Origin of the sequence: Nesterenkonia salmonea, from assembly GCF_005771525.1 — a bacterium.
Classification (GTDB): Bacteria; Actinomycetota; Actinomycetes; order Actinomycetales; family Micrococcaceae; genus Nesterenkonia; species Nesterenkonia salmonea.
This window is the reverse complement of record NZ_VAVZ01000035.1, coordinates 13367-39403: the sequence shown is the minus strand read 5'-3', so window position 1 is coordinate 39403 and position 26037 is coordinate 13367. Positions and strand designations below refer to the sequence as shown.

Annotated in this window: 19 protein-coding genes; 12 read left to right on the top strand and 7 right to left on the bottom strand. The window is 62.3% G+C overall.

Going from position 1 to position 26037, the window contains the following annotated elements:
* Positions 1-198: 198 nt before the first annotated feature.
* The gene (locus FEF26_RS12075) at positions 199-1854 is read left to right on the top strand and encodes an alanine/glycine:cation symporter family protein (RefSeq protein ID WP_243730567.1); all 1656 of its coding nucleotides are present in this window, start codon (positions 199-201) and stop codon (positions 1852-1854) included.
* A gap of 69 nt (positions 1855-1923) precedes the next feature.
* Here the strand turns inward: FEF26_RS12075 and FEF26_RS12070 are convergent, their stop codons facing one another.
* The 5 genes from FEF26_RS12070 to FEF26_RS12050 form a co-directional block, all read right to left on the bottom strand.
* Complete coding sequence (locus FEF26_RS12070) at positions 1924-2739, bottom strand: fructosamine kinase family protein (RefSeq protein WP_138253793.1); 816 nt, start codon at positions 2737-2739, stop codon at positions 1924-1926.
* A gap of 13 nt (positions 2740-2752) precedes the next feature.
* Positions 2753-3598 carry an inositol monophosphatase family protein gene (locus tag FEF26_RS12065; RefSeq protein WP_138253792.1) on the bottom strand — a complete coding sequence of 282 codons (846 nt, stop codon included), beginning with the start codon at positions 3596-3598 and terminating at the stop codon, positions 2753-2755.
* Positions 3591-5978: an NAD-dependent DNA ligase LigA gene (gene ligA / locus FEF26_RS12060; RefSeq protein WP_138253791.1), complete on the bottom strand. Its 2388-nt coding sequence runs from the start codon at positions 5976-5978 to the stop codon at positions 3591-3593. Before ligA ends, FEF26_RS12065 begins: the two co-directional genes overlap by 8 nt.
* A gap of 18 nt (positions 5979-5996) precedes the next feature.
* Positions 5997-7070, bottom strand: coding sequence for a baeRF2 domain-containing protein (locus tag FEF26_RS12055; RefSeq protein WP_138253790.1), 1074 nt, complete (start codon positions 7068-7070; stop codon positions 5997-5999).
* 127 nt (positions 7071-7197) lie between these two features.
* Positions 7198-8664, bottom strand: coding sequence for a glutamyl-tRNA reductase (locus tag FEF26_RS12050; protein WP_138253789.1), 1467 nt, complete (start codon positions 8662-8664; stop codon positions 7198-7200).
* Between the two features lie 78 nt (positions 8665-8742).
* Here FEF26_RS12050 and hemE point away from each other — a divergent pair, with 78 nt between their 5' ends.
* From hemE to FEF26_RS12005, 9 genes are all read left to right on the top strand, one after another.
* Positions 8743-9864 (top strand): uroporphyrinogen decarboxylase, encoded by a 1122-nt coding sequence (gene hemE / locus FEF26_RS12045; protein ID WP_138253788.1) that lies wholly within the window; start codon positions 8743-8745, stop codon positions 9862-9864.
* The gene (hemG, locus tag FEF26_RS12040) at positions 9861-11255 is read left to right on the top strand and encodes a protoporphyrinogen oxidase (RefSeq protein WP_138253787.1); all 1395 of its coding nucleotides are present in this window, start codon (positions 9861-9863) and stop codon (positions 11253-11255) included. The genes hemE and hemG overlap by 4 nt, the downstream gene beginning before the upstream one ends.
* 109 nt (positions 11256-11364) lie before the next feature.
* On the top strand, positions 11365-12147 hold the full coding sequence (hemQ, locus tag FEF26_RS12035) for a hydrogen peroxide-dependent heme synthase (RefSeq protein ID WP_138253786.1): 783 nt from the start codon (positions 11365-11367) through the stop codon (positions 12145-12147).
* Positions 12147-13166, top strand: a complete 1020-nt coding sequence (hemC, locus tag FEF26_RS12030) for a hydroxymethylbilane synthase (protein ID WP_138253785.1) — start codon at positions 12147-12149, stop codon at positions 13164-13166. Before hemQ ends, hemC begins: the two co-directional genes overlap by 1 nt.
* Before the next feature lie 60 nt (positions 13167-13226).
* A complete protein-coding gene (locus FEF26_RS12025; protein ID WP_138253784.1) occupies positions 13227-13949 on the top strand; it encodes a uroporphyrinogen-III synthase in 723 nt (240 codons plus the stop codon).
* A 31-nt stretch (positions 13950-13980) separates the two neighbouring features.
* Positions 13981-14964 carry a porphobilinogen synthase gene (hemB, locus tag FEF26_RS12020; protein ID WP_138253783.1) on the top strand — a complete coding sequence of 328 codons (984 nt, stop codon included), beginning with the start codon at positions 13981-13983 and terminating at the stop codon, positions 14962-14964.
* Positions 14961-16265: a glutamate-1-semialdehyde 2,1-aminomutase gene (hemL, locus tag FEF26_RS12015; protein ID WP_138253782.1), complete on the top strand. Its 1305-nt coding sequence runs from the start codon at positions 14961-14963 to the stop codon at positions 16263-16265. The genes hemB and hemL overlap by 4 nt, the downstream gene beginning before the upstream one ends.
* 181 nt (positions 16266-16446) lie before the next feature.
* A complete protein-coding gene (locus tag FEF26_RS12010; RefSeq protein WP_138253781.1) occupies positions 16447-16953 on the top strand; it encodes a hypothetical protein in 507 nt (168 codons plus the stop codon).
* 2 nt (positions 16954-16955) lie between these two features.
* Positions 16956-17648, top strand: a complete 693-nt coding sequence (locus FEF26_RS12005; protein ID WP_138253780.1) for a class I SAM-dependent methyltransferase — start codon at positions 16956-16958, stop codon at positions 17646-17648.
* A gap of 275 nt (positions 17649-17923) precedes the next feature.
* Here the strand turns inward: FEF26_RS12005 and FEF26_RS12000 are convergent, their stop codons facing one another.
* Both FEF26_RS12000 and FEF26_RS11995 read right to left on the bottom strand, forming a co-directional pair.
* Complete coding sequence (locus tag FEF26_RS12000) at positions 17924-18184, bottom strand: hypothetical protein (protein ID WP_138253779.1); 261 nt, start codon at positions 18182-18184, stop codon at positions 17924-17926.
* Positions 18185-18224: 40 nt separating this feature from the next.
* Positions 18225-19106, bottom strand: a complete 882-nt coding sequence (locus FEF26_RS11995) for a 3'-5' exonuclease (protein ID WP_243730565.1) — start codon at positions 19104-19106, stop codon at positions 18225-18227.
* On the opposite strand from FEF26_RS11995, the gene FEF26_RS11990 reads away from it, so the two are divergent.
* Together FEF26_RS11990 and FEF26_RS11985 are read left to right on the top strand one after the other, a co-directional pair.
* Positions 19105-22329, top strand: coding sequence for an ATP-dependent helicase (locus tag FEF26_RS11990; RefSeq protein WP_166433022.1), 3225 nt, complete (start codon positions 19105-19107; stop codon positions 22327-22329). The genes FEF26_RS11995 and FEF26_RS11990 overlap by 2 nt on opposite strands.
* Positions 22326-26033 (top strand): ATP-dependent helicase, encoded by a 3708-nt coding sequence (locus FEF26_RS11985; RefSeq protein WP_138253777.1) that lies wholly within the window; start codon positions 22326-22328, stop codon positions 26031-26033. The genes FEF26_RS11990 and FEF26_RS11985 overlap by 4 nt, the downstream gene beginning before the upstream one ends.
* Positions 26034-26037 lie beyond the last annotated feature (4 nt).

Genomic DNA, 26037 nt, shown 5'->3' with positions numbered 1-26037 from the left:
GGCATGTCGAGACGAAAATGCGTGACCATGATCACTTCCTGGGTGTAAGGTAAGTGCAACCTGAAACGTGCTTTTAACACTCGGGTGGGATTTCGCAAACAGTGCGAAACAGTAGACGAGTAGATTGAAGCTCATTCTGGGCCACCCCAGGGGTGCCACGAGGCACCTGTTAACTGCTTTTGACATCCACATGAGGGGATGAACGACATGAGTCCTGAGGGACAACTCCTGGCGGCGGAGGCTTCGCCGATCCAGGACTTTGCAGACACTATTGACGAGGCGTTCGGTCGCATCACCGAATTCTTCGTCAATCTGATTTTCGGGACCTCGGTGCAGGTCCCGCTCGGTGATCCTTTCCCCGAAGACACCATGCTGTGGGACGGTTCGCTGCTGGTCCTGTGGGCCATTGTGGCCGCCATCGGCTTCACCATCTACTTCAAGGGCGTCCAATTCACTGGCTTCGTCGTATCCCTGGAGACTGTCCGCGGCAAGTGGTCGCGCGATGACGATCCGGGCGAGGTCTCACACTTCCAGGCGCTGACTGCAGCTGTTTCGGGAACTGTGGGTCTTGGCAATATCGCCGGTGTGGCCGCGGCGGTCTCCTTGGGCGGTCCTGGTGCGACCTTCTGGATGATTCTGGCCGGTCTGTTGGGTATGTGTACCAAGTTCGTCGAGTGCACCCTCGGTGTCCGGTACCGCACGATCGATGAGAATGGAGAGGTCCACGGCGGCCCCTTCAAGTACCTCCCGGTCGCTTTCATGCGTCTTGGCCGCATCCCGGTGGCGATCATCACCGGTATCTTTGCCATCTCCATCATGCTCTTCGGCATTATCGGTGGCGGCATGTTCCAGGCCAACAATGCCTTCGCAGGTATTCGTGACGCACTGGGCACTGTCACCGGCAGTGAGGACACCATCCTGCACGGCGATGCCGGTGCGCTGATCTTCGGCATCATCTTCGCTGGTTTGGTGGCACTGGTCATCATCGGTGGTATCAAGTCGATCGCTAAGGTGACCGCCACGCTGGTTCCAGCCATGGCCATCATTTACGTCGCAGCATGTCTGTTGGTCATTTTTGCGAACTTCGGCAATATCGGCGCAGCATTCGGCGCTATCATCAGCGGAGCATTCTCCCCTGAAGGTGTGGCAGGCGGCATGATCGGTGTCATCATCATCGGTGTTCAGCGAGCAGCGTTCTCCAACGAGGCGGGCATTGGTTCAGCACCGATTGCGCACTCTGCGGTCAGGACCCGCCGGCCGGTCTCCGAGGGCTTTGTCGCCGCGTTGGAGCCCTTCATCGATACTGTGGTGGTCTGCACCATGACCGCACTGGTGATCGTGTTCGCTTGGTACCCAGACCAGGCAACCTGGGATGGAGCCGTTGAAGCCAACGCAGAAGACCCGATCGGTCTGACCTTCGGCGCTTTCGACACCTTCTTCAATAACTTCTCGGTTCTGTTGGCGATCGCAGTCTTCCTCTTCGCGTTCTCGACACTGATTACGTGGAGCTACTACGGTCTTCAGGCTTGGCGTTACCTGGTTGGTACGAACCAGGCCACTGACACGATCTTCCGCGTGATTGTCTGTGTCTTCATCGTCATCGGTTGCCTGGTGTCCTTCGCCAACATCATCGACTTCGCTGACTCGGCGTTGTTCCTCTGTATCTTCATCAACGTCATCGGGCTGGTCATTCTGGCTCCGGTGGTCAAGAAGGAGATGCAGCAGTACCTCAACGACCGCAAGGCTGGACGTCTTATGGAGGACCCAGAGTACATCCCCGGTCCAGAGGATATGAAGATTGTGGTGGACGAGTCCAAGGCTGGTCCGAAGCGCGACATCGCGCCTCACCAGTAAAGTCACTGAGCGCGCCCCGGCCAGGTGCCTGCACATGCAGGCTCCTGGCCGGGGCGTTTGCTGTGCGGCTCAGCCGCGAATGCTGGTGACGCGTCCGGCCGCTGCGATCGTCGCCTCATGGTAGGTGGTGCCGAACAGCAGCAGGTGAACCGCTAGATAGAACAGCTGGTGGACAGGGACCCGATCCTGCCACCCTTCGGTGAGTGGCGCGGTTTGCTGGTAGACGCTGAGTACCTCATCCAGGTGCGGCAGGCCAAAGAGCTGCAGCATTGCCAGGTCGGTTTCTCGGTGACCAGTGTGGGCGGCTGGATCAATGAGAACAGCCCCGTGATCACTCCAGAGCACATTGCCGCTCCACAGGTCACCGTGTAGGAGGGAAGCAGGTTCTTCGGTGTCGAAGTCACCAGCGGCGATCCGTTCTTGCGCGTTGCGGAGCAGCTGGTTCTCTGCTGGTGTCAGCGCTGCCTCCAGCTGTTGGAACACAGGGTCCAATCGTTCTGCGGCATGGAAGGATCCCCAGGACTGGTGTTCGCCTGCACCAAGCTCTAGTAGTTGATCTGCCGGGCCGAACAGGTGCGGAACACCGGCTGGATGTGTTGGTGCCAGAGTGCCGAAGAGGGTCAGGGAGTCTCCGCGGAGGTTCAACGGGCCACCAGGCCACACGGACTGGTGCATTCTGGCCAGTGCGGCCCCGAATTCAGCGGCAGCTAAGGCGGTCGCTTTCTGAGGTGTCACGCGCTCGAGGTGAAGGGCGTCGGCGCGGCTTTGGAGGACGTCCACGATGTGGGGCCCGCCCGCGGTTTCAGCTGACTTCAGCCACCGCAGACCTGCTGCTTCAACGTCCGGCGCTTGGGGGTGTGACCGGGCATCTTTGATGTACGGCACGGCGGCACGTCACCTAGACCTGTGTCGGGGTGGGTTCAAGCTCGTTCAGGGTCATGCCGATATTGCCGATGATGCACCAGTCGGGTGCGGTCGCGCCGTCTGCGGAGGCGGGCCGGCGGACGGGCACTCCCACCTCTTCTGCAATCACTGCTCCAGCGGCCCAATCGTGTTCCTGGATGCCGTATTCGGCGTAGGCGTCTTGGGTTCCTTCTGCCACCATGCAGATGTCAAGCGCTGCGGCGCCGAGCCTGCGGATGTTTCCGAAGTAGTCGTTCATAGTGGCCACTGAGCGCACCTGTTGGGCTTTGCGTTCGGGGTCGTATCCGAACCCGGTGGCCAGGATGCCCGAGCTGATGGCGCCTTGGGGTCCTGTCAGCTGCACGGGGTCTGAGCCGTTGCGTGTGGTGAAGGCGCCGAGGCCCTTTGCTGCCCACCATTCCTTCTTGATCGCGGGCGCGACGACGACCCCGGCGATCCACTGCCCGTCCGGGGCTTGGAGGCCGACGGATGTGCCGTAGTACACAATTCCGCGGACGAAGTTCGTGGTGCCGTCCAGCGGGTCAATCGACCACCGGTAGCCGGTGGGGTCGGGCACATCTGTGGTGCCGTGCTCTTCACCTGAGATCACATCATGGGGTCGGTGCCTGCTGATGACGGAGCGCACTTCATCTTCAGCCCGTTTGTCGAAGTCGGTGACAAAGTCAGATTCCGAGGACTTGGTGGTGATGCCGTGGCCATTGCGGTCCAGTGGCTGCCCAGCAGGCGCGGCGGCGTCGCGTTCAGCCAGCACAGCAGCTCCAGCGGCCGCCGCCTCATGGGCGATCCCCAGGAGCTTCTTCAGCAGGTCAGTGTCAGTCATCGGCCCTCTTCCATTGTTCTGGTCCCTTGTTCAGCAGCTCGATGAACTGCTCTTCGTCCAGCACGGGCACACCGAGCTGTTCTGCTTTGGCTAGTTTGGAACCTGCATTGGCTCCGGCCACCACAAAGTCGGTTTTATTGGAGACCGACCCGGCGGCGCGCCCTCCGCGAGTGATGATGGCTTCTTTGGACTCGTCCCTGGAGTACTCCTCCAAGGAGCCGGTCACCACCACCGTGAGACCTTCCAGAGTGCGCGGGGTGTTCTCATCGACCTCGTCCTCCATCCGCACCCCGGCGGCCGCCCACTGGTCCACCAGCCGGCAGTGCCAGTCCACGCTGAACCATTCGCGGATCGATGCGGCGATTACCGGGCCAACCCCGTCTATGCCGGCCAGCTCTTCCTCATCTGCCGCGCGAATCTTCTCCATGGAGCCGTAGGCGGAGCTCAGCGCACGTGAAGCGGTGGGCCCCACATGGCGGATCGACAGCGCCACCAACACCCGCCACAGCGGCTGCTCTTTGGCTTTCTGTAGTTCTTCGAACAGTTGGACTGTGTTCGCTGTTGGTTCCGATGGCTTCTTCAGCTCGCCATTGCGGTCCCATTGCGGCTTGGTCCAAAAATATAGCGACGGCGCCCACTTGCCTGTGGACTCACCACCTTTCCTCACCTCGCGCCAGACGTAAACATCCTTGACGTCATCGGCGGTGAGGTCGAAGAGTCCAGCCTCGGAGCGCAGGACAGGTGTTTGGTCCGTGGGGCCCTCAGCGCCCCACGCCACAGAAGCACCGGATGTCTCCAGGGCTTCCTGGTCGATGTGATCGGCATCGATCGGCCGACGCATATCAGGGTTAGTCAGCGCGAGGCCGGCCTCGTACCCCAGTGCCTCAATGTCCAGTGCGCCGCGGGAGCCGATGTGCACCACACGCTCACTGAGTTGGGCGGGGCAGGATTCGGCGTTGGGGCAGCGGTAGTCAACATCGCCTTCTTTGCCGGGGGCCAGAACGGTTCCGCAGGCCGGACAGCGTTCCGGAAAGACGTACTCCCTTAGCTCGTTCTCCCTGCCTTCACGGGTGGGCAGTACGGGACCGAGCACTTCTGGGATGACGTCTCCGGCCTTGCGGATCATCACGTCATCGCCAATGAGCACGCCTTTAGCCTTGACCACGTCCTGGTTGTGGAGCGTGGCACGTTGAACCTCGGAGCCGGCCACTTTGGCCTTTCTGAGCACTGCATACGGTGTGACGCGACCCGTGCGGCCCACATGTTCCCGAATATCGAGCAGCCGAGTGGTGACTTCCTCGGGTGCGTACTTGTAGGCCGCTGCCCACCGGGGGACACGCGAGGTGTGCCCCAAGGAACGTTGCTGGGCGAAGTCGTCTACCTTAATGACCACCCCGTCGATCTCGTGAATGAGATCATGGCGCTTCTGCTCATAGGTGTCCAGGTACTGCTGGATCTCCTCGAAGCTCTCCACGATTGCCGTATACGGAGAAACCGGCAGCCCCCAAGCTTCCAGTGTTTCGTAGGTCTGGTGCTGGCTGGTGGGCTCCAGACCGGACCGGGCGCCGATTCCGTGGACGAACATGGACAGTGGGCGCTGGGCAGTTTTGGCTGGATCCTTCTGGCGGATCGACCCGGCGGCTGCATTGCGGGGGTTCGCCAGGGGAGGCTTGCCCGAGTCAATAAGTGTCTGGTTGAACGTGTTGAAAGCCTCCGAGGGCATGAAGATCTCCCCGCGGACCTCCAGCTCTTCGGGGTGATGGTCTCCCACCAGATGATGGGGAATATCTTTGATAGTGCGCACATTATGGGTGACATCCTCACCCGTGGTGCCGTCCCCGCGGGTAGCAGCGCGGACCAGTTCACCGTGGCGGTAGAGCAGGCTGATGGCGAGGCCGTCGATCTTCAGCTCGACCAGCCACCGGGGTTTCTCACCCGGCCGCTGCTTCTCCAAGGATGCGACCGCCCTGTCATACCAGGTGCGCAGCTCAGAGGAGGAGAACAGGTCTTCAAGCGAATACATCCGACGCAGATGCTCTACCGGGGAGAAGGCCTCTGATGGGGTGCCACCCACCTGCTGTGTGGGGGAGTCTGCGGAAGCTAGTTCCGGGTGCTCAGCCTCGATCTTCCGGAGGCGGTGGATGAGTTGGTCGTACTCCGCATCAGAGATCAGCGGCGCATCTTTCTGGTGATAGGCCACCTGGTGCCGGGCGACCTCTTCTACCAGTCCGGCGTACTCTTCTCGGAGTTCTGGGGAGGCATCTGTGGCCTCGGTGTGCTGTGCAGTCGTCACTTGTCCCAGTCTAGCCTTCACCCCTGACACGGCTATGGGGCGTGAAGAGCGGCGGGGATGCCCTGCGCCGGCGACTCCACGCCCCATAAGACACGTGTGTTCTGATCAGTTGGAGGACGGTTGGGAGTCCATCTGGTCCACAGGCGCCTCGTAGCGCAAGATCGCTGCGGCGTTACCCTCAACGGATGTTCCGACGAGTCCCACAGCGGCATCGACTCCGGCGGCGTCGCGCAGCAATGTGTCCTCATCCTCTGCTTCAGCGTCATAGCGGAGCAGGAGAGTCTCAATGGCGCCCAGTGTGGCCGCCCGGCGGATGTTCTCGGCACCCTCTACTGCCAACCCGTTAGCCCGAGCGGTACCGAAGCGTTCGGTCTCAGCCTTAGCTCGGTCGATGGTGATCTGACGGGCCGTACTCAGCAGAGCCTCTGTGAGCGCCTGCTCGGTGCCGTCATCAGCGGAGTCACTGGAAATTCCGCCACCAGCCTCCACCTCGTATGACATCTCCTGGAGGTGGACGGGTAGCTCTTCCAGCAGCATCTTGCGACCTTGGACCTCGCCGGCCACCACCAGAGCGTCGGGACCCCACTTCTCTGCGGTTTTGCGCACAGTTTCTGTGATGTCGCGGATATTGAGCCACGCGGCCTCTTCAGCCCGCTGCTGCATGCGGCGGTGGTGTTCTGCGCCCTCTCGCGGCTTGTGCACACTTTCGGTCGCGGAGCCCTCGACTCCGGATTCGCTGCCGGAGTCCAAGACGGCCGCTGAGGTGAAGACTTCCCGGCGCAGGGTTGCGCGCTCCTTGTCCACCAGGACCACCAGGCCGCGCACGGAGCGGGCCCGCTGCCGCAGATAGTCACCTAGTGCGGGCGGCTCACCCAGAACGGCCTTGTCCCCTCCGTCACGAGTGGCGTCAAAGTCCTGCTCCAGCAGCAGCCCGGTGCGGTTGGCCACCAGCACTCGGCCTTCAGTCTGAATGGCGGTGATGTCCTCGCCCAGCACGGCGTCGTCGAGTGCTGTGAGAGTTTCATCATGGGCACCAGCGTCAGCCAGCTGGCTGCGCAGCGAGTCCCAACGCAGCCGGACTTCCTGTTCGGCATTGGGGCTGGCGGCCTGAGCCTGTAGGTAGACGGTGGCAAACGGAGGCTCAGCCTCGTAGATGGATCGAATGGCGGCGAGCTTCACAGCCTTCGCCCTCCTCAAAAATCGGGTTATCGGTCAAGTGAACCAACACCGAATACGCTAAGAGCCCCAGGTCAGCGCAGGCACAATAGAGCCTGGACACCAGCTTGATGCGAGGAGTGAGGGGCGCTTAGGCGCTCTTGCGGACGGCTTCCACGGCCTGGAACCGTGCGATGCTGAACTCCCCGGCACGGTGGTGACGGCAGAATCCGCCGTCGGGGACTTGCTGGAGATACGCTGCCATATGTGCCAGCTCGGCAGTGGAGAAATCTTCAGGACGACACCGCGGCCCCGCCTGTCGCTGTGAATCTTCGGCGGCTGCCACCTCGACCCCAAAGATGGTCTGTAGGGCAGCAACGTACTCGTCACCGCGGCCCTCTGCGGCCAGCTCCCGGGCACGCACAGTGGGGGTGTGCAGCAGCTTGCGGACAATGCGGCGCAGGCCGAACTCCACCTCTTCTGAAGCGGCGCTGCATCCGTGGTGTTTGCGGACCTTGTCCATTTCCTCGTCCAAGAGGGACTGCACGTGTTTGCGCAGCGTGACGATCGCGTCATCTGCGGTGCGCTCAGCACGCTCGGAGAGGTAGTTCTGGACGGAATCTGCGACGACTGCTCGAGCGTCGTCGACTGAGGCTGAGGTTTCTTCTGGTGCGGCGATCTTCACTGATTCCAGTGTGATCAGGTCCACTCCGGGGAGTTCGGCGACCTCGGGGGTGAAGTCATGAGAGAGCGCCAGGTCAATCACCGTCAGGGGTTCAGCGCGCTCATGCAGTGCGGCTAATGAGCGGATCTCTCCGGCCGTGATCTGACGGTTCCCTCCTGAGCAGCCGATGATGACATCAGCTTCACGGAAGGCGGCGGCCAACTCATCCATGCGCAGTGAGCGGACCTGGCTTCCGCGGGCTAGGACGGCGTCTTTGCGTGCGGTGAGGAAGTCCTCCGCGCGGCCGGATCCGGAGAAGACGGCGATATCCGTCACGCCACGTTCGGCCAGCTGGGAAAGCGAAGCACCGGCGTAGGCGCCGGTCCCAATCAGCACCACTTTGGCGTTCTGGTAGAACGACGGTCCGTGGCCGCGCATGTCACCAGCGATGTCTAAAGCCACGGAGACGATCGACCGGCCCCGAGACCCAAGGGCGGTCTTGGCGCCAACGTCCTTCGCCGCACGCGTAGCGGATTCGAAGAGCTTCGTCAGAGTCCCTGATGCGGTGCCTGAGGCCTGAGCCTCAGCCAACGACCGCCTCACCTGACCGGCGATCTCACGTTCACCCACCACGGCGGAATCCAAGCCGGCTCCGACCTCGAAAAGGTGATGGGCGGCGTCGCCATCGACCAAAGTCTTGAAAGACCGGGCGACTGTGGCCTCATCCAGTCCGGAGGACTCAGCGACCGCGGCGATAAGCCTGTTACGGCTTTCCTCAAGCGCCTCAGGAGAGTTCGAGCCGGATTCGGCGTAGATTTCGAGGCGGTTGCAGGTGGCCAGTGTCACGGCAGGCAGATCTACAGAAGCGGCAACATCGGCCGCTCCTGCGGAAAGTGTCCCGACGGTCTCGAGGTCGAGATCGGTGTGGGTTGCGACAAGAGAAAAGAGAACCACGGCAGAGCAATTCTATCGTGTGTAGAAGAAGTTCGCTGTTCGTGACGGGAAGTGGTCCGTACAAGGCAGAATGGGAGTATGACGACGACGCCTACGTCCCAGCTGCCCGCAGACCACCCTTTGACGAGTGGACTGACCTCAGAGTCCGCGCTGCTCAACCAGTACCGCGGTTCGCGCACCAGCGCCGGGGCGCCTGCTTCGCCTGAGCGCCGGCCCGTGTGGTTCATGCGCCAAGCCGGCCGGTCACTGCCGGAGTACCGGGAGCTGCGTGAGGGCACTTCCATGCTGGACTCCTGCCTCAACCCGGACATGGCCAGTGAGATTACGCTGCAACCGGTGCGCCGCCATGACGTTGACGCCGCGATCTTTTTCTCCGATATTGTCATTCCGCTGCGCCTGGCCGGTGTGGGTGTGGAGATTAAGCCCGGAGTCGGTCCAGTCTTGGACGCCCCAGTGCGCACCGCCGCAGACGTTGCCGCACTACCTGAGCTCGACGACGCCGCATTCGCGCCCATCACCGAGGCGATCCAGCGCACCACAGCAGAACTCGGCAGCACCCCCCTGATCGGATTCGCAGGCGCACCCTTCACCTTGGCTGCCTATATGGTGGAAGGTCGGCCCTCACGGGATCACCTGGGCCCGCGAGCCATGATGCACACCGACCCGCAGACATGGAACGCCCTGGCGGCATGGGCCGCCGATGTCTCCGGCCGATTCATGCGCGCCCAACTGATGGCCGGTGCATCCGCTGCGCAGCTGTTCGACTCCTGGGCCGGTTCACTCGGCCGGGCCGACTACCAGCGCCACGTTCTACCGCATTCAACTGCGGCCCTGTCCCATGTTTCAGGACTGAGTGGGCCAGATGGCGTGAGCGCCCCTCTGGTGCACTTTGGCACCGGAACCAGCGAGATTCTTGACCTGTTAAAAACCGCAGGGGCCGATGTGGTCGGTGTCGACTACCGGCTGAACCTCAGTGAAGCCACCCGCCGCCTTGGACCCGAGACACCCCTGCAGGGCAATATTGACCCCGCATTCCTTACCGCGGACTGGTCTGTTCTGGAAGCTCATGTCCGTGAGGTGATCGCAGCCGGATCCGGCGCGGCCGGCCATGTTCTCAACCTCGGTCATGGTGTACCTCCTGAGACTGACCCTGCGGTCCTGACACGAGTGGTGGAACTCATCCACTCGATCGACCCATGAACCGCACAGCAGTCATCGGCGGCGGAATTGCCGGACTGACTGCCGCATGGGAGCTTGCCCGAAGCGGGCACCAGGTTGAACTCTATGAGGCCAGCGGCCGGCTCGGGGGAGCGATTGCCCCCGTATCGCTTGCGCAGGTGCAGGTCGACGCCGGGGCGGAAGCCTTCGCGACACGCACCCCCGCAGTGCGGGATTTCCTCCGCGACCTGGGCCTGGATCAGCAGGTCGTCTCTCCCAATCCGCTGGGGGCCTGGCTGCAACTGCCAGATCAAGCAGCACCGATGCCCTCCACCGGGGTGTTAGGCGTTCCGGGAGATCCCGGGGCTGAAGACGTGATGGCCATTCTCGGTGCTGAACAGGCCGCACGCGCAACCCAGGATCTTGAAGCGCCCATGACCTGGTCGCAGGAGCAGCGCCCGGCATTGGGGGACGTCGTCGCCGACCGGATGGGCCCAGCGGTGGTGGAGCGGCTCGTCGCTCCCATTACCTCAGGGGTGCACTCAGCAGATCCATATGACCTGGCGATCAGCTCCGCACACCCTGAGCTGTACCGCACCATGATCGCTGAAGGGTCCCTGGCGCGAGCGGTCACTGCCCTGCGCGCAGCCGCCCCAGCAGGGTCTGCAGTCCAATCACTGCACGGCGGTATGAACACTCTGATCAGTACCCTGGAAGCGCAGCTCCGCGAACTCGGCACCACCATTCATCTCAATACAGAGGTTCACGATGTCGGCGCGCTGCAGGCAGATGCCGTCATCCTGGCCACCGAAGGCCGCCAAGTCAACAGGCTGATCGGCCAGCCCCATGAACCCAGCCAGCCGCATCAGCCAGCGGCTCGTCATGGCATGAGCCGGAACTCCGGAGTGGCACTAGTGACGCTTCTGGTGCACGCACCGGCGTTGGACGGATGGCCGCGCGGGACCGGAATGCTCGTAGCGCCCACGGCGGACCACATCCAGGCCAAAGCAATGACCCATATCTCAGCCAAATGGGAATGGGTGGCCCGCGCGCTGGAGGATCAGCTGGGTCCAAGCCACCACTTGCTGCGGCTCTCGTTCGGACGCGTCACCGACACCGACGGCAGTCTAGGGTTCGCCTCCTCAGACACGGCGCTGCTCAGCGCTGCGATGACGGATCTCCCAGCGCTGACGGGCCTGACTGTGACCGGCGAGCAGCTGCTCGATCACACGGTGGTGCGCTGGCAGACCGGACTTCCCGGCGGATCAACCCAGCAGCGCAGTGACGCACAACGCATCAGAGAACGGCTCAGCGCCCGGCACAGTGCCGGAGGGCCACAGATTGCGGTGGCGGGCGCGTGGTTCTCCGGCACCGGGCTTGCCCAGGTCATCCCCGATGCTCGCCGCACCGCACAGCAGATCCTGAGCCGCTGATCCGCCTCCGCCAGCCGAGCTGGGGCACGTGAGGCGGCTCGGGCGTCGTCGCCTGTCATTCTTCTACACCCTGTAGAAGTGAGTTGCCGCTGCGCGATAAGCTGGCTGCATGAGTTATGGTCGCAATCCGCAGCGCAGCCCGGAGGACGTCAACTCCTCCGGTAAAGACTGGTTCACCGTCTTCACCGTGTTCACCCGCACCGAGTCTCGGTCGGCGGTCGATTGGTGGGAGCCTAAGCACCGCTCAGAGGTGCCGGCCGGGCGCAAAGCAGAAAAGATCGCCTCAGCTTTTGACGAGGTCGTCACCTCACTGGCCGGCGGAGGGCTGGGTCATGACGACGACGCCGCGGAGCTACGCGGAGTCTACGACGTCTCCGGGATGCGGGCCGATGCGGACATCATGCTGTGGGTCACCGGGCATAAGGCGGAGAAGTTACAGGCTGCCCTGCGTGCCCTGCACCGGACAGAACTGCTCAACAGCACGGAGATGGCCTTCTCCGCCATGGGCGTCCACCGCACCGCAGAGTTCGCCCGTGGCCATGTGCCGGCGTTCGCCCGCGGAGTAGAGCCTGAGGAATGGCTGACCGTCTACCCGTTCAACCGCAGTTACGACTGGTACCTGCTGGATCCCGCCAAGCGCGGCAAGATGCTTCGTGAGCACGGCGAGCTCGGCCAGGAGTTCCCCTCCGTGCTGGCGAACACGACCTCCGCGTTCGCGCTCAATGACTGGGAGTGGTTGCTAGCACTGGAAGCCCCAGACCTGCGGGACCTGGTGGATATGATGCGCCGACTGCGTGAATCCGAGACCCGGTACCACGTGCGTGACGAAATCCCTTTCTATACCGGACGCCGGCTCCCCGACACAGTCGACGTTGTTGAAGTGCTCGCCTGATGGAGTCCTTCCGCGTCGGCACACGGGGCAGCAGGCTGGCCATGCGGCAGAGCACCACAGCGGCTGAGGCGCTCGCCGATTTGGGTGGGCTGGACTACGAGCTGGTCACCATCCGGTCAGAGGGTGATGTCCTGACCGGGCCGCTGAGCCAGCTCGGAGGCACCGGGGTCTTCGCCACCGCACTGCGCAAAGCCCTGTTCGATGTGGACATTGATGTCGCCGTCCATTCACTGAAGGACCTGCCGGCCAAAGACGTTGAGGGACTAAATATTGCAGCAGTTCCCGAGAGGGCAGATGTCCGTGATGCCCTGTGCGCCGCCGATGACCTCACTCTTGAGGAACTCCCCGAGGGGGCCAAAGTCGGCACCGGCTCCCCTCGCCGTGCGGCCCAACTGCTGGCTGCACGACCAGACCTGAACATTGTGGACATCCGCGGCAACGTCGGCACCCGGCTGGCGCGCGTCCGTGGGCGTGAGGACGCGGCTGAGAAATCCAGCCAAGCGCCCGATGCCGCCCGCGGAGACTTGGACGCCGTAGTGCTCGCCGGGGCAGGACTGGCCCGGTTGGAACTTCATCACCACATCTCTGAGCTACTGGATCCTGACGTGATGCTGCCCGCCCCCGGACAGGGTGCACTCGCAGTGGAAGTCCGCAGCGCGCAGTCGGCGCCGAGCACGTCTCTATCCGTCAGCTTGGCCCAGCTGGATCATCTGGAGAGCCGGTTGGAAGCCACCGCCGAGCGGGCCCTTTTGGCTCGGCTCAACGCCGGATGCTCCGCACCCATCGGCGGGCTCGCCCGGTGCGAGGATGAACCCGACGGGGGAGTGAAGCTGCGCCTGGACACCATGGTCTGCGCACCTGATGGCTCAGAGGTTCAACGGGCCGGCCAGGAGCTGACGCTCGAACCCGGAGTCACCCGTGAAGCTGGCATCACAGCTGCCGCGGAACTCGGAACCCGCGTGGCAGAGACCCTCCTGGCCGAGGACCGCGGCCTGCTGAAGCACGTCATCGACTCCTGAATCCCCCGAAAGGGAAGACCCAGTGAACGCTTCGCCTCGGGACCATCACAGGGGGCCGCTGTGCGCATCGTACTGACCCGCCACTCCGACCAGACCGGGGATCTTGAGGCAGGACTGCGGCAGGCCGGCCACATATGCGTGCACATGCCCCTGACCCAGCAGGTCCTGCCAGAGGACCGCCACGAACTCAGCACAGCGATTCAGCGTTTGGAACAAGGTGACTTCTCTTGGCTACTGCTCACCAGTGCCAACACCGTGCGGGCCCTGGTGTCCTGCGGATGGTCCGGAGCAGTGCCGGAGAAGACCCGCGTGGGCGTCGTCGGGCCCGGAACCGCGCGGGTACTTGAACAACGCAGCTCAGTGAACGTGCCGTGGATGCCGCAGGACCACAGCGCCGCAGGTATCCTCGCCGAACTGCCCACCCCAGATCCCGGAACCGAGCTCCTGCTGCCCCAGTCCGCCCAGGCCCGCCCGGTTCTGGCGGAGGGCCTGACCGCGAAGGGCTGGAACCTCACCCAGGTGACGGCCTATGCCACGGTCCCGCTCAGCCCACCCGCAGTGGACCACCTCACACCGGAACTGACAGGCGACGATGCCGTCCTGGTCACCAGTTCCAGCGCCGCAGAAGTATGGGCCACCCGCCACGTCTCCGGAGTGAGAGTTCTCGCCATCGGAGGGCCAACCGCTGAGACCCTGAGCCGACTGGGCCAACCCGCTGATGCTGTTCTGAGCACACCCACAGCTGATGGAGCCCTCCAAGCTCTGGCTCAGCTGGACATGTGACCGGCAGCTACGGACCTCTAGACTGAAGACCATGGCTTTCCCCGCTGACCGACCCCGACGACTCCGCCGCACACCCGCCCTGCGCAGACTGGTCGCTGAGACTCGGCTTCATCCTGCAGATTTCATCCTTCCGGTGTTCGTCCGGGAAGGTCTCACCGAACCGGCGTCCATCAGTTCCATGACCGGAGTGGTTCAGCACACTGAAGAGTCCCTGCTGAAGGCTGCTGGTGAGGCTGCAGACCTGGGGTTGGGCGGCATCATGCTCTTCGGAATCCCCGCTCAACGGGATGCGCAAGGAACTGCTGGTCTTGACCCGGATGGCATCCTCAACCGAAGCATCCGGTCGGTGAAAGCCACAGTAGGCGACGCTCTGCCGGTGATGAGTGATCTCTGCCTGGATGAGTTCACCGACCACGGCCACTGCGGGGTGCTCGATTCCCACGGGGAGGTCGACAATGACCAGACTCTTGAGCTGTATGCGCAAATGGGTGTGGTCCAGGCTGAGGCTGGTGCGGACGTCGTCGCGCCCTCCGGAATGATGGATGGTCAGGTCGCTGTGATTCGCGACGCGCTCGACGCCGCAGGCCACCACAATGTGCCCATTCTGGCCTACTCCGCCAAGTACGCCTCCGCGTTCTACGGACCGTTCCGTGAGGCGGTGGACTCCCAGCTGCAGGGGGACCGCCGGCAGTATCAGATGGATGCCGGAAACCGGACTGAGGCGCTGAAAGAGGTCCAGCTGGACCTGGCGGAGGGTGCCGATATGGTGATGGTCAAACCCGCCAGCGCCTATCTGGATATCTTGTCCGATGTGGCCGAGATCAGTGATGTGCCGGTCTCCGCCTATCAGGTCTCCGGTGAGTACGCGATGATCGAGTCTGCCGCCGCCAATGGATGGGTCGACCGCAAAGCTGTGGTCCTGGAGACCCTCACCGCCATTCGCCGTGCTGGAGCCACCAATGTTTTGACCTATTACGCCGCCGAGGCAGCCCGCTGGCTGCAGGAGGACCGATGACCACCAACCAGGATCTTTTCACCACCGCGCAGACGCTGATGCCTGGGGGAGTGAACTCCCCAGTGCGGGCATTCGGCTCCGTGGGCGGGACGCCGGTGTCCATGGTGGAGGGCAATGGCCCCTACCTGACAGATGTTGAGGGTAAGGAGTACGTGGACCTCGTCGGATCCTGGGGCCCTGCCCTGCTAGGACACAGTCATCCAGCTGTGATGGACGCTGTGCGTGCCACTGTGGAGAAGGGTCTCGGGTTCGGGACCTCCCACCCGCTGGAATCCGAACTCGCGGAGCTGGTGCGCTCCCGAGTGCCGGGTGCGGAAATGATCCGCATGGTCTCCACTGGTACTGAGGCCACGATGACTGCGATCCGGCTTGCCCGCGGCGCGACGGGGAAGAACCTGGTGGTGAAGTTCGCAGGCTGCTACCACGGACATTCTGATGGACTGTTGGCTGCCGCTGGGTCCGGGGTGGCGACTCTGGGCCTGCCCGGCTCAGCTGGTGTCACGGAGGCACAGGCGTGGGAGACCATCGTCATTGAGTACAACGACCGTGAAGCCCTTGAGACAGTGTTTGCTGAGCACAGTGGGAACATCGCTGCGGTGATCACGGAGGCGACCCCAGCGAATATGGGCGTGGTGGCACCGGAACCTGGTTTCAACCAGCTCATCCGCGACCTCACGGCTGCGCACGGGGCGTTGATGATCTTCGATGAGGTGATGACCGGATTCCGGATTACCGAGGCCGGGTACTGGGGCGCCTCGGGCAGAAATGAGGGCTGGACACCAGACCTGTTCACCTTCGGCAAAGTGATCGGCGGCGGTCTGCCCACGGCGGCCTTGGCGGGTCGTCGCGACGTGATGGAGCACCTTGCTCCCACCGGGCCGGTGTACCACGCGGGGACGCTCTCGGGGAATCCGGTGGCTATGGCCGCTGGTGTTGCCACGTTGAACAACGCGACTGCTGGGGTCTATGAGCACATTGACCTGAAGGCTCAGGTGGTCGCGGATGGGCTCGCTGCGGCACTGACCGACGCCGGCGTCGATCACACCATCCAGAAGGTCGGCTCGCTGTTCTCATTGGCGTTCGGAACCTCCGCCACCGGAGTGCACAACTATGCGGAGGCCCAGGCGCAGGAGTCCTTCCGCTACGGCCCGTTCTTCCACGCCATGCTGGAACAGGGCGTCTACCTGCCCCCGAGTGTCTTCGAAGCCTGGTTCCTCTCCGCAGCACACGACGACGCCGCCGTGGACCGAATCCTGCAGGCCCTCCCGCAGGCAGCCCAAGCGGCAGCCGACGCCGGCTGAGCGGGCTTCGCTGTGGCCCGATTGTGACGCTCAGTCGGGTGCCACGTTTGGTTAGTCGGGTCGCTGCAGGGCCGGTGCCGTTCCCACTACTGCCCAAAACTACAGAGCCCTTTTGCCGCCGTCGTCGTCATCGGTAGCATCCGGAGGAAGTGGTCAACTGCCGGTACTGCAAAAGGATTTGATGGTGGCGGAAGGAAACAAGGTACACAGGCGCAGCCTTTCGGAGGCAGTTCAAGGGCCGCAGCGTAAGCCTGCGCTTGGTCCGCCGCATGATGTCTACGCTGCGGTGGGCCTGACCTTCGCTGGTGCAGGTATGTTGTTCTTCGCGGGTCGAGCCCGTGTGGAATGGGACGCTTTGGGTTGGACGGGCATGCTCATCTGTTGTGCCGCATTAGTAGCCATTGTCCTTTACTTCCAGCGGGCCTATGGTTTCTCCTCTACCGGATGGGGCAACTCGACGACCGGTGCCGGGTTGGCAGCGATGCTCGGGTTCATGATTGTTTTTCAATTCGTGCCGGCAGCCCTTTACGCTCAGATCTATGACGATTCACTCTTCGAGTACGTGATCGTTTGTCTGGGGTTTGCAGTGTTCGGCGTCGGTATTCTCCGTGCGGCATTGGGTGCCGCTGAGGCCCCGCCGCGGCCTGATGAAACTGAGTCTGGGTCTCCCGGCCCCGTAGGCTCGTGAGTATGACTGACTACGATGCCTTCGCGCGGGCCTATTCCCGCGCAAACGAGACCAACCTGCTCAATGCCTGGTACGAACGCCCGGCTATGGTTGAGCTTGCCGGGGACGTTCACGGCTGCCGTGTCCTTGATGCGGGGTGTGGGTCTGGGGCTTTGACCTCGGCGCTTCGGGATCGAGGCGCAGCAGTGAGCGGCTTTGACCTCAGTCCTGCCATGGTGGCGCTGGCTCGCGAGCGTCTCGGTGATGACGCGGATGTGGACGTCGCCGACCTCGGTCAACCGCTTCCCTACGGTGACCACTCGTTCGATGTTGTGGTCTGCTCTCTGGCTTTGCACTATGTGAAGGACTGGATCCAGCCCCTGGCCGAGCTGCGGCGCGTTCTGCGGCCCGGAGGGAGACTCATCGTGTCCGTACCCCATCCGGCGGCATATATGTTCAACTATCAGGACCGCGACTACTTCGCTCTGGCCCAATACTCGGAGGAATTCGAGTTCGAGGGTCAGAGTGCAGTCCTCACGTACTGGCACCGCCCCCTCCACGCCATGAGTGATGCATTCAATGAAGCAGGTTTCCGCATGAGTGCCGTGAGTGAACCTCCATGGTCGCCCGACACTCCCGCTGAACTTCTGCCCGCCAGTGCAGGTGAGCGAACCGCCTTCGTCTGCTTTCTGTTCTTCAGCCTCGAAGCGCCCTAGCCTGCGTACCCGGTTGAACTTTGACCCGGAGCAGGGCCACTACCGCGGCTACTGTGAAAATCGCGAGCCAAGCCATGAGGACTTGAGCGCTTGTCAGCCGTGCATCTTCCGGTGCGAAGATCATCCACCCGATGAGTAGGATTCCTGGAATCGCTACGGCCGATTGCCACGTAGCCCAAAAGGTACGCTTCTGCGACTTTTGAGGTTCAGCTCCAGGCATTGTGCTCCTCTCCCAGATTTCGCAGGTCTTGCCGTATCTGACCTGTTGACGTGGACTAGGTGATTCCCAACATGAGGAGGATCGGCTGGATTGGCTCGGCCCAACCACCAATATTGCTGTAGTCAACATACTGTTGGCGCCAGCGCCTAAAGAGCCAGAATCCCAAGGCGAAGATGCCGACGGCGATCACCAGCACACTGGTCGGCAAGGCTCCCGAGGCAGTCCGTGGAACGTCATTAGCATGATCACGGCTCCACCGTTCTTCGAAGCGGCGCTCTTCGTCGTCTTTCTCCGAATCCTCTGGAGTCTTAGTCATAGCCTCTATTGTCGCGCACTTAAGCCTCGGTGTGTCCCCTTTAGAGGGGCCACGCCCCATCGATCACGGCGTCGGCCTTTCCCTGCTTACGCAGGTAAGCCTGAAAATCTTCAGCCTGGTCCGCTTTCCACCCCATTTGAAGAGCGTGGATCTCATGGGCGGGCATCTGAAGTTCCGGGTACTTCTCTGCTTGGCAGTCAGCGACCTGCACGGCTGCGAGGGCATCGGGTGCTGCGGAGTGAGCCTCAGCTAACTGCACACCGTGAACACCGCAGAGATCAGGCAGCCGACGCTTACCCCGGCGGTACTTGTCCACCTGCTTGTCAATGACCAGGGGGTCAATGATTGGCTTCGGGGTCGGGAATTCCAAGCCGTATCGGTCAGCCTCGCCGCGCAGCACGGCCAGATCATAAGGGGCATTCATCACCACCACGGCGGCACCGGAGACGAACTCGCGAGTCAAGGCAGCTAGCAGTTCCGCGACAGCCTCAGCTGCATCCTGGCCGTGCTCCCGAGCGTACTCAGTGCTGATGCCGTGGATCTCGACCGTCTCCTGGGGGATCTCGACACCTGGATCCACCAACCATTCACGTACTCGAGGAGAAGCAGAGTCGTCAGGATCACAGGTCACCAACGCAGCCGACACGATCCGGGCCTCGGAGGGGAACCGTGAGGTGGTTTCGAGGTCGAATCCCACTCGGCGCTGACGGTGCCAGGAGCCACTCGCGGGATGGAGATCAAACAGAGCTTCACTTTCCATGCTCGTCACCATACCGGGGAGGCCGGATATGGCGGCGAGCACCTGGCCGGAGCCAGAGAATGTCCGTGAGTGCACGTAGCCTGTGATGAGCACTCCATGAAAGTCTGGAACGCGCAGAAGAGGACCCAAGTCGGAGCAGATGAACTCACAAGGAGAGAGCATGAGTGAGCACAGTATGGGTGGGTTGTTGGCTCCCCAGCGTCCCACGCTCGTCTATGGTGCACCTGGGTCGGGCAAAACCACTCTGGCGGTCGACTCAGCGCTGGATTTCTTGCGCAGCGGTGAAGACTCCCGCAACCTCCTGGTCCTGTCACCGACCCGCGATTCTTCTGCTTATCTGAGGGATGAGATCGAATCACGTTGGGGTGCAGAAGCTCCAGAGGCCGCTCTCAGCGAGCAGCCCTCACGCTCATTTGCCTCGTATGCCTTTTGGGTGCTTGGGGAAGCACGACGCCGCAAGATGCTCACCTTCAGCGCCCAGACACCCCGCCTGCTCTCAGGCGCAGAGCAAGACCACATCATCCGGGACATCCTCCAGGACATGATCACCGAGGGTGCTGTGAACCGTTGGCCCACAGGCCTGCGTGAGGCAACCAAGGCAGACGGATTCCGTAAGGAAGTTCGCGAACTGCTCGACCGCGCCCGGGAACATGGCATCACCCCCACCTGGCTCGCAACAACGGCACGCCAGCAGCAGGTCCCTGAGTGGCAGGTTGCGGCCGAAGTCTATTCACGCTACCTCGAGAGGTTCAGCTCAGCAGATTTCGAAGATGCCTACGACCCGGCAGGCCTTATGAGCGAGGCAGCTCGCCTTCTGGAGAACAACCCTGAACTGCTGGACGCGGAGCGCAACCGGCTGATGCACATCATCATTGACGACGTCCAAGAAGCCAGCCCTAGTGTCTACCGCTTGCTGAGACTCATCGGCGCCGGCAGACCGGTACTCGCTTTGGCCAATCCCGATGCTGTGACACAGGGATTCCGGGGGGCCAGACCGGACAAGCTCAAGGGCTGGCGCGAACTCATGGCAGCTGACCCACGTCTGGGCCTCTACGGCCAAGACCCACAGGTACACACGCTGGCGGAGTCACACGGTATGGCCGGTCGGATCGCTCAGGTCTACTCCCGGACCGTTCAACGGATCTCAGCGCCGGCGGAAACTTCCCTTCGCCGCATGTGGCAAACCTACCTCCACGGAAATCTGGAAGAGACCTCGTCAGGTGGTTCTGCCGATGCAGTCACGGTGGTCAGCGATCATGCCGCTGAGCGTGCGGTTCTAGCCGAAATTCTCCGCCGGTACGACCACGGAAAGGTTCCGTTCCATCAGATTGCGGTCATTGCGCGGAGCGGAAGTACAGCTCGGCGCACAGGAAGGGTGCTGGCTGCCCACGGAATCCCGGTCCGTCAGTCCATGCGTGACATCGTGCTCAATCAGGAGCCAGCAGTGGCGCCGCTTCTGAGAGTCTTGGCATGGGCCAGCCAAGGACGTGACACTTCCGAGCCCGCACTCAGCCTCGGTGAGGTTCTAGAACTCGCCGATTCTCGCTACGGGATCGGTGACGCCCTGAGTTTCCGGCGGTTGAGGCAGGACCTGCGACGGCATGAGCGCAGACTCGCCACAGCTGAGAACCGGGATGCCCGAAGCTCTGACGAGCTTATTCTGGCCGCTGCTCACAACCCGCAGGACACCATCCTCAACACCATCGCTCTGCCCGCCACAGGAGACCGTCCGGAAACCCCGGCCAATGGGCTGAAACGCCTTGCCCGCATGCTCCAGGCCGCACGCGCCGCGGCAGAAACCGGGCTAACCCGGCCCGGTGAACTGCTGTGGGAAATATGGGACGCTGCCGGATTGGCCGAGGCCTGGCGGGAAGCCACCAAACACCCAGGATGGGATGCAGAGAGGGCGGACCGGGACCTCGACGCCGTCCTGGCGCTCTTCCACGCCGCCGAAAGATACGAACAACAGAACCCCCAAGGGACCGCTGCCGGTTTCGCTGACCACATGCAGAGACTTGAGCTGCCCATGGATACGCTGGCACAGACTGTCGCGGACGACGACGCCGTGGAGGTGCTGACCCCCACCACAGCGGCAGGTCGGCACTTCAACTCGGTGATAGTCCTAGACCTCCAACAAGGTGTCTGGCCCAACGCCCAACCCCGTGGGGAGCTTCTTCGCAGCAGGGAACTCGCCGACGTCGCTGAAGGACAGAGCAGTGCCGCAAGCCGAAGCCTCATGGTCAAGCGGATGCAAACGCTCCAGGACGAATACCGCCTCTTCGCATCGGCTATATCCCGGGCAACACACCGACTCTTCGCGGTAGCGGTGGAGAACCAAGAAAACCGACCCAGCACGTTACTCGACCTGATCACAGTCGCTGAGCACCGGCCATCCCCCACGGAGACCGAGATCCGTCCCCTGACCGAAGCGTCCCTCATAGCCGATCTACGCCGGACTCTCGAAGCAGACCCGACGGACCAGAATGCCGCCCAGGCGCTCGCCGCTCTCGCGTCGCACAACATTGCCGGTGCGAACCCGAGCTCATGGTGGGGCCTACCCCAGCTGACCAGCACTGAACCGATTTTCGGCGCAGATGAGGAACTGACCGTGTCACCCTCAACGGTCCAAACCGCCATCACCCAGCCCCTGCAATGGTTCACGACCCGGGCAGGCGGTACCGAGCCCACCGACTTCAACCGCATGCTTGGAACGCTCATCCACTCCATCGCCGAAGCGCACCCTGAAGAGACCGACATCCAGAAACTGCACCACGTCCTGGAGCGCCGCTGGCCGGAACTGAGGCTAGAAGGTTGGGAAGGTGAAGCCAGGAAAGCCCAAGCCCGAGACATGCTCCGGCAACTAGCCGGCTATCACGTCCGAGTAGGCAACCGAGAAGTCGTCGGAACCGAAACAAGTGCCTCCACCAGCATTGACGTTGAAGGTGCCACAGGCACCGGCAGAGTAGTCATCAAAGGAGAAATCGACCGCATTGAGCGTGACGGCGGCAAATTACACATCGTAGACCTCAAGACCGGCGGCAAAGCGCCAAGCCAGGAAGAAACGCAACGCCACCCCCAACTCGGTCTCTACCAGCTGCTAGCGGCAGGGGACCCCACCCTCAAAACGCTCGGAGGAGTGGAAAAGGCGGCACTGCTCTACGTGGCAACGAACAAGCACGCCGCCGTCCGAGAGCAGGAAGCAGTGCCTCTCCATGAGCCTCAAGCGTGGCCCTTTAAACAACTCCAGCAAGCAGTACACGCCATGACTCAACCGACCTTTGAAGCAAGAGCGGACGCCAATGCCGGAACAGGACGGTGGAGCACCTGCCGCGTCGGACCGCTCTGTCCCCTCTGCGAGGAAGCAAAGCAGGTGACGCAGCCATGACATTGCACCAAAACTCACTGAGATTCACCCCCGCAGACATCGCAGAAGCCCTCGGAGAGTTCACCCCGACCCCCGAACAATGCGCCGTTATCGAATCTGGACTAGAACCCATGCTGGTGGTCGCTGGGGCAGGCTCCGGAAAGACCGCCACCATGGCTGACCGAGTGGTCTACCTCGTCGCCAACGGGCTCGTCACACCACCAGAGATTCTCGGAGTCACCTTCACTCGCAAGGCTGCCGGTGAGCTCGCCGAGCGCGTCACCGAGAAGCTCAAGAAACTCGTCGACACCGAACTCATCCGGGCCGAAGACCTCATACCACCTGAGCTGCGCAGCGCAGCATACGGCAATGGGGACCACCCCGACCTCGATCTCACCAGCGTGGTCGAACCCACCATCTCCACGTACCACTCCTACGCCCACTCCTTGGTCAGCGAATATGGACTCCACATTGGGCTGGAGCCCGAGTCAGAGCTCATCGGGGGCGCACAATCCTGGCAAATCATCACCGACCTCATCACCAACTATGAGGACGGGGCAGCGCTCATCCGCGCTGATGCCAACTCCAACTCGCTCCCCGAGCAGGTGCTGAAACTCTCCCAAGACATGGCAGAGCACCTCAAAACGCCCACAGAGGTCATCAGCTGGTTGGACATAGAAATTGCGCGGGCAGAGCAATGGGAAGAACACCTTAACCAACAAGGACAAAACCTGCTCAATACGCTCAGGCTACGCCGGGAGACGGCCAAGCTCGCAGCCCAGTACCAAGACGCCAAACAAGCCGAAGCCTTCATTGACCACGGAGACCTCCTCCGTTACGCGGCGCAACTGGCCTCAACAGAAGATTCACCCGTTCGAGCCCGGGAACGTGAAAAGTACAAGGTCGTCCTGCTTGATGAGTTTCAGGACACCTCCCACGCACAGCTGAAGCTCTTCGCTGATCTTTTCGGCAGAGGTACTGGCCACGCGGTCACAGCCGTCGGAGACCCCAACCAGTCCATTTACGGGTTCAGGGGGGCTTCAGCCGGGCAGCTCTTTCAATTCCCCCAGATGTTCCCCGCCCGAGACACACGCACAGGCCGCACCCGTTCCGCGGAACTCAAACAGCTGACCATCGCATGGCGTAACGGCCGCAGCATCCTGGATGCCGCCAATGAGATCGTCAAACCCTTCACCCTGTACACCGAAACCACAGGGCCCACGTGGCATCGCGGCACCGGCCATCTACGCCGCCAACTCAGAGAACTCATTACCGCTGACCGCATGGACACTCAAGGGCGGATCCTAAGCCAGGAAGGAATACCACTCACTGAAGGAACCGAAGGCGAACAAGCACCGGCACAACGCATCGTGCCGCCCAGTAGCGTAGCCGACGGGCATGTTTCCTTCGGATTCTTCCCCACCGAGGAGGAAGAGACCGCAGCGATCGTTGAAGAAATGCGGTCCGCACTCGAGGTACCCGCAGGCGAAGAATCCCCTGAGTGTGCAGTCCTCGCCACAACACACGGCCAACTGGCGAAGATCGCCGACGCCCTGCGCCGCAGTGGCATCCCCCACGAACTCGCCGGCCTGTCCGGGCTGCTCTACCGGCCTGAAATAGTCGAACTGCTCTCATACCTGCGGGTGCTCTCGGACCCTAAGCGCTCAGATGAACTCATCCGGATCCTCGGAGGATCCCGTTTCCGAATAGGACCCAAAGACCTGTACCTGCTGGGCCGCAGCGCATCCGGACGGGCTCATCAACGCAACGGGAGCCCCACCAAAGACGATGACGATACACAGAGCTCCCTGGAACCGGAGCTCGATGAGATGCCCTCACTGATTGAGGCCCTCGACCACTTTGACCCGACCGCTGAAGAGACCGTCCGGCGCGGATTCTCCGCAGAGGGCACGATCCGGCTCTCCCAAGCCAGGGACCAATTCAGAACACTGCGAGAACTCCTCCACCTCGACCTCGGCAGTCTCATCCAGCGGATCATTCACGAAACCGGCCTCGGAGTCGAAGTCTCAGCACGCCCCTGGGAAGTGGGAAGCCATCCCACCAGGCAACTCGATGCCCTCATCGAATATGCCGAATCGTTCGCCGCCTCCTCAGCAAGTCAAGACCTCACAGGCTTCCTCGAATGGCTCAACGCTGCGGCGCACCAGGAAAGAGGCCTAGAACAGGCGGCAGCCGATCCCCAACCAGGTGCAGTGCAGCTCCTGACAGTCCACGCCTCCAAAGGGCTGGAATGGGACGTCGTAGCCGTCGCCGGACTGCGCCGGGATCGATTCCCACGCATGGCCAGAATGGCCACCAACTGGACCAAAAAAGACGGTGATCTCCCATGGCCCCTGCGTGGAGACTCCGAGTCGTTGCCCCAATGGGTCAGTGACCAGATCGAAGACACCGATAAACGCACAGCCCAGGTCTGGGCGCGCTCAGCAGGCGCCACGAGTTCCTTGAAGAACTATGAGGGGCCCGTCTACAAAGACGACTGCGTGGAGTTCAGCGAAGAAGAAGACCGTCGTCTGGCCTACGTCGCCATGACCAGGGCCAAAACACGACTCCTATGCACCGGGGCATGTTTCTACGGCGCCTCTGGAGGCCAAGAGCCCTCACCCTTCCTGCAGAACATCCGTGATCTCTCCCAAGAAACCTCAGCCACAGAGCGGTTCACTGAGCTTGGCTGGCACGAGTACGATCCGGAACAGCAGAACCCACTGGCCAACATCACCCTCAGCGCCACATGGCCCTACGACCCGCTAGAAGAACTCCCCATCCGGCAACAGCGCCTGATCAAAGCAGATCTCCAAGACCCCACTTCAATCGACACATACCAAGACATAGACCCCGCAGATCCAGCGCCACCGCGGGCCAGTCGGCGTCCAGCCCTGACGAAGGCCGCTGAGCTGGTCGCAGAAAACCTCGCAGAGAACCTCGCAGAACCGGCAGATCTCACCGGCCAGGAAGCTAACCCCTGGGCTGAGCAAGCACGATTGGTGATCCAACGCGCTGAACAGCGCCGCTCATCAACCCGCTCACTACATCTGCCCAAGCAGCTCTCCGCCTCATCCGTGGTGCAACTGCAGCAGGACCGTGCACACGTCCTGGAACAGGCACGCCGCCCCATACCGCAGAAACCATCCTCTGCAGCCCGGCGCGGCACAGCCATCCACGCGATCATCGAGCAGGTCCTCGAGGTCCAAGCATCACTGCCCGATATCGACGAGCTCTTCGCCACCCACGCCGAAGAAGACCTCGACGGACGTCTTGAACTGGAACGCGTCCGAGCCAGCTACCAAAACAGTCCCTGGGCAGCCCACCCCGCATTCGCCGTCGAAATCCCTCTGGAAACCACCCTGGCCGGTACTACGCTGCGCGGCAGGATCGACGCCGTCTTCGCCAGAGACTCCCATGGGACAGCGCTGAGCCACCAGATCTTCGAAACCTGGACCGGACTTCCCCGAGCTGAGCGGGACCAGAAAATGGCCGCCTGCACATTCGATCTCGTCGATTGGAAAACCGGGGATGTGCCCAAGGGGCCGGAAATGGAAGAAAAAGAACTACAGCTCGCGGTGTACAGGATTGCCTTCAGCAGGCTCTACAGCGTGCCAATGGAAAACATTTGGGGGCACTTTGTCTATCTCGACCGGGACACCGTCCACTCGCCTGACAACCTCGCTGAGGTCAGCGCAGTAGAAGCGATCATCAGCGGCGGCTAAAAGA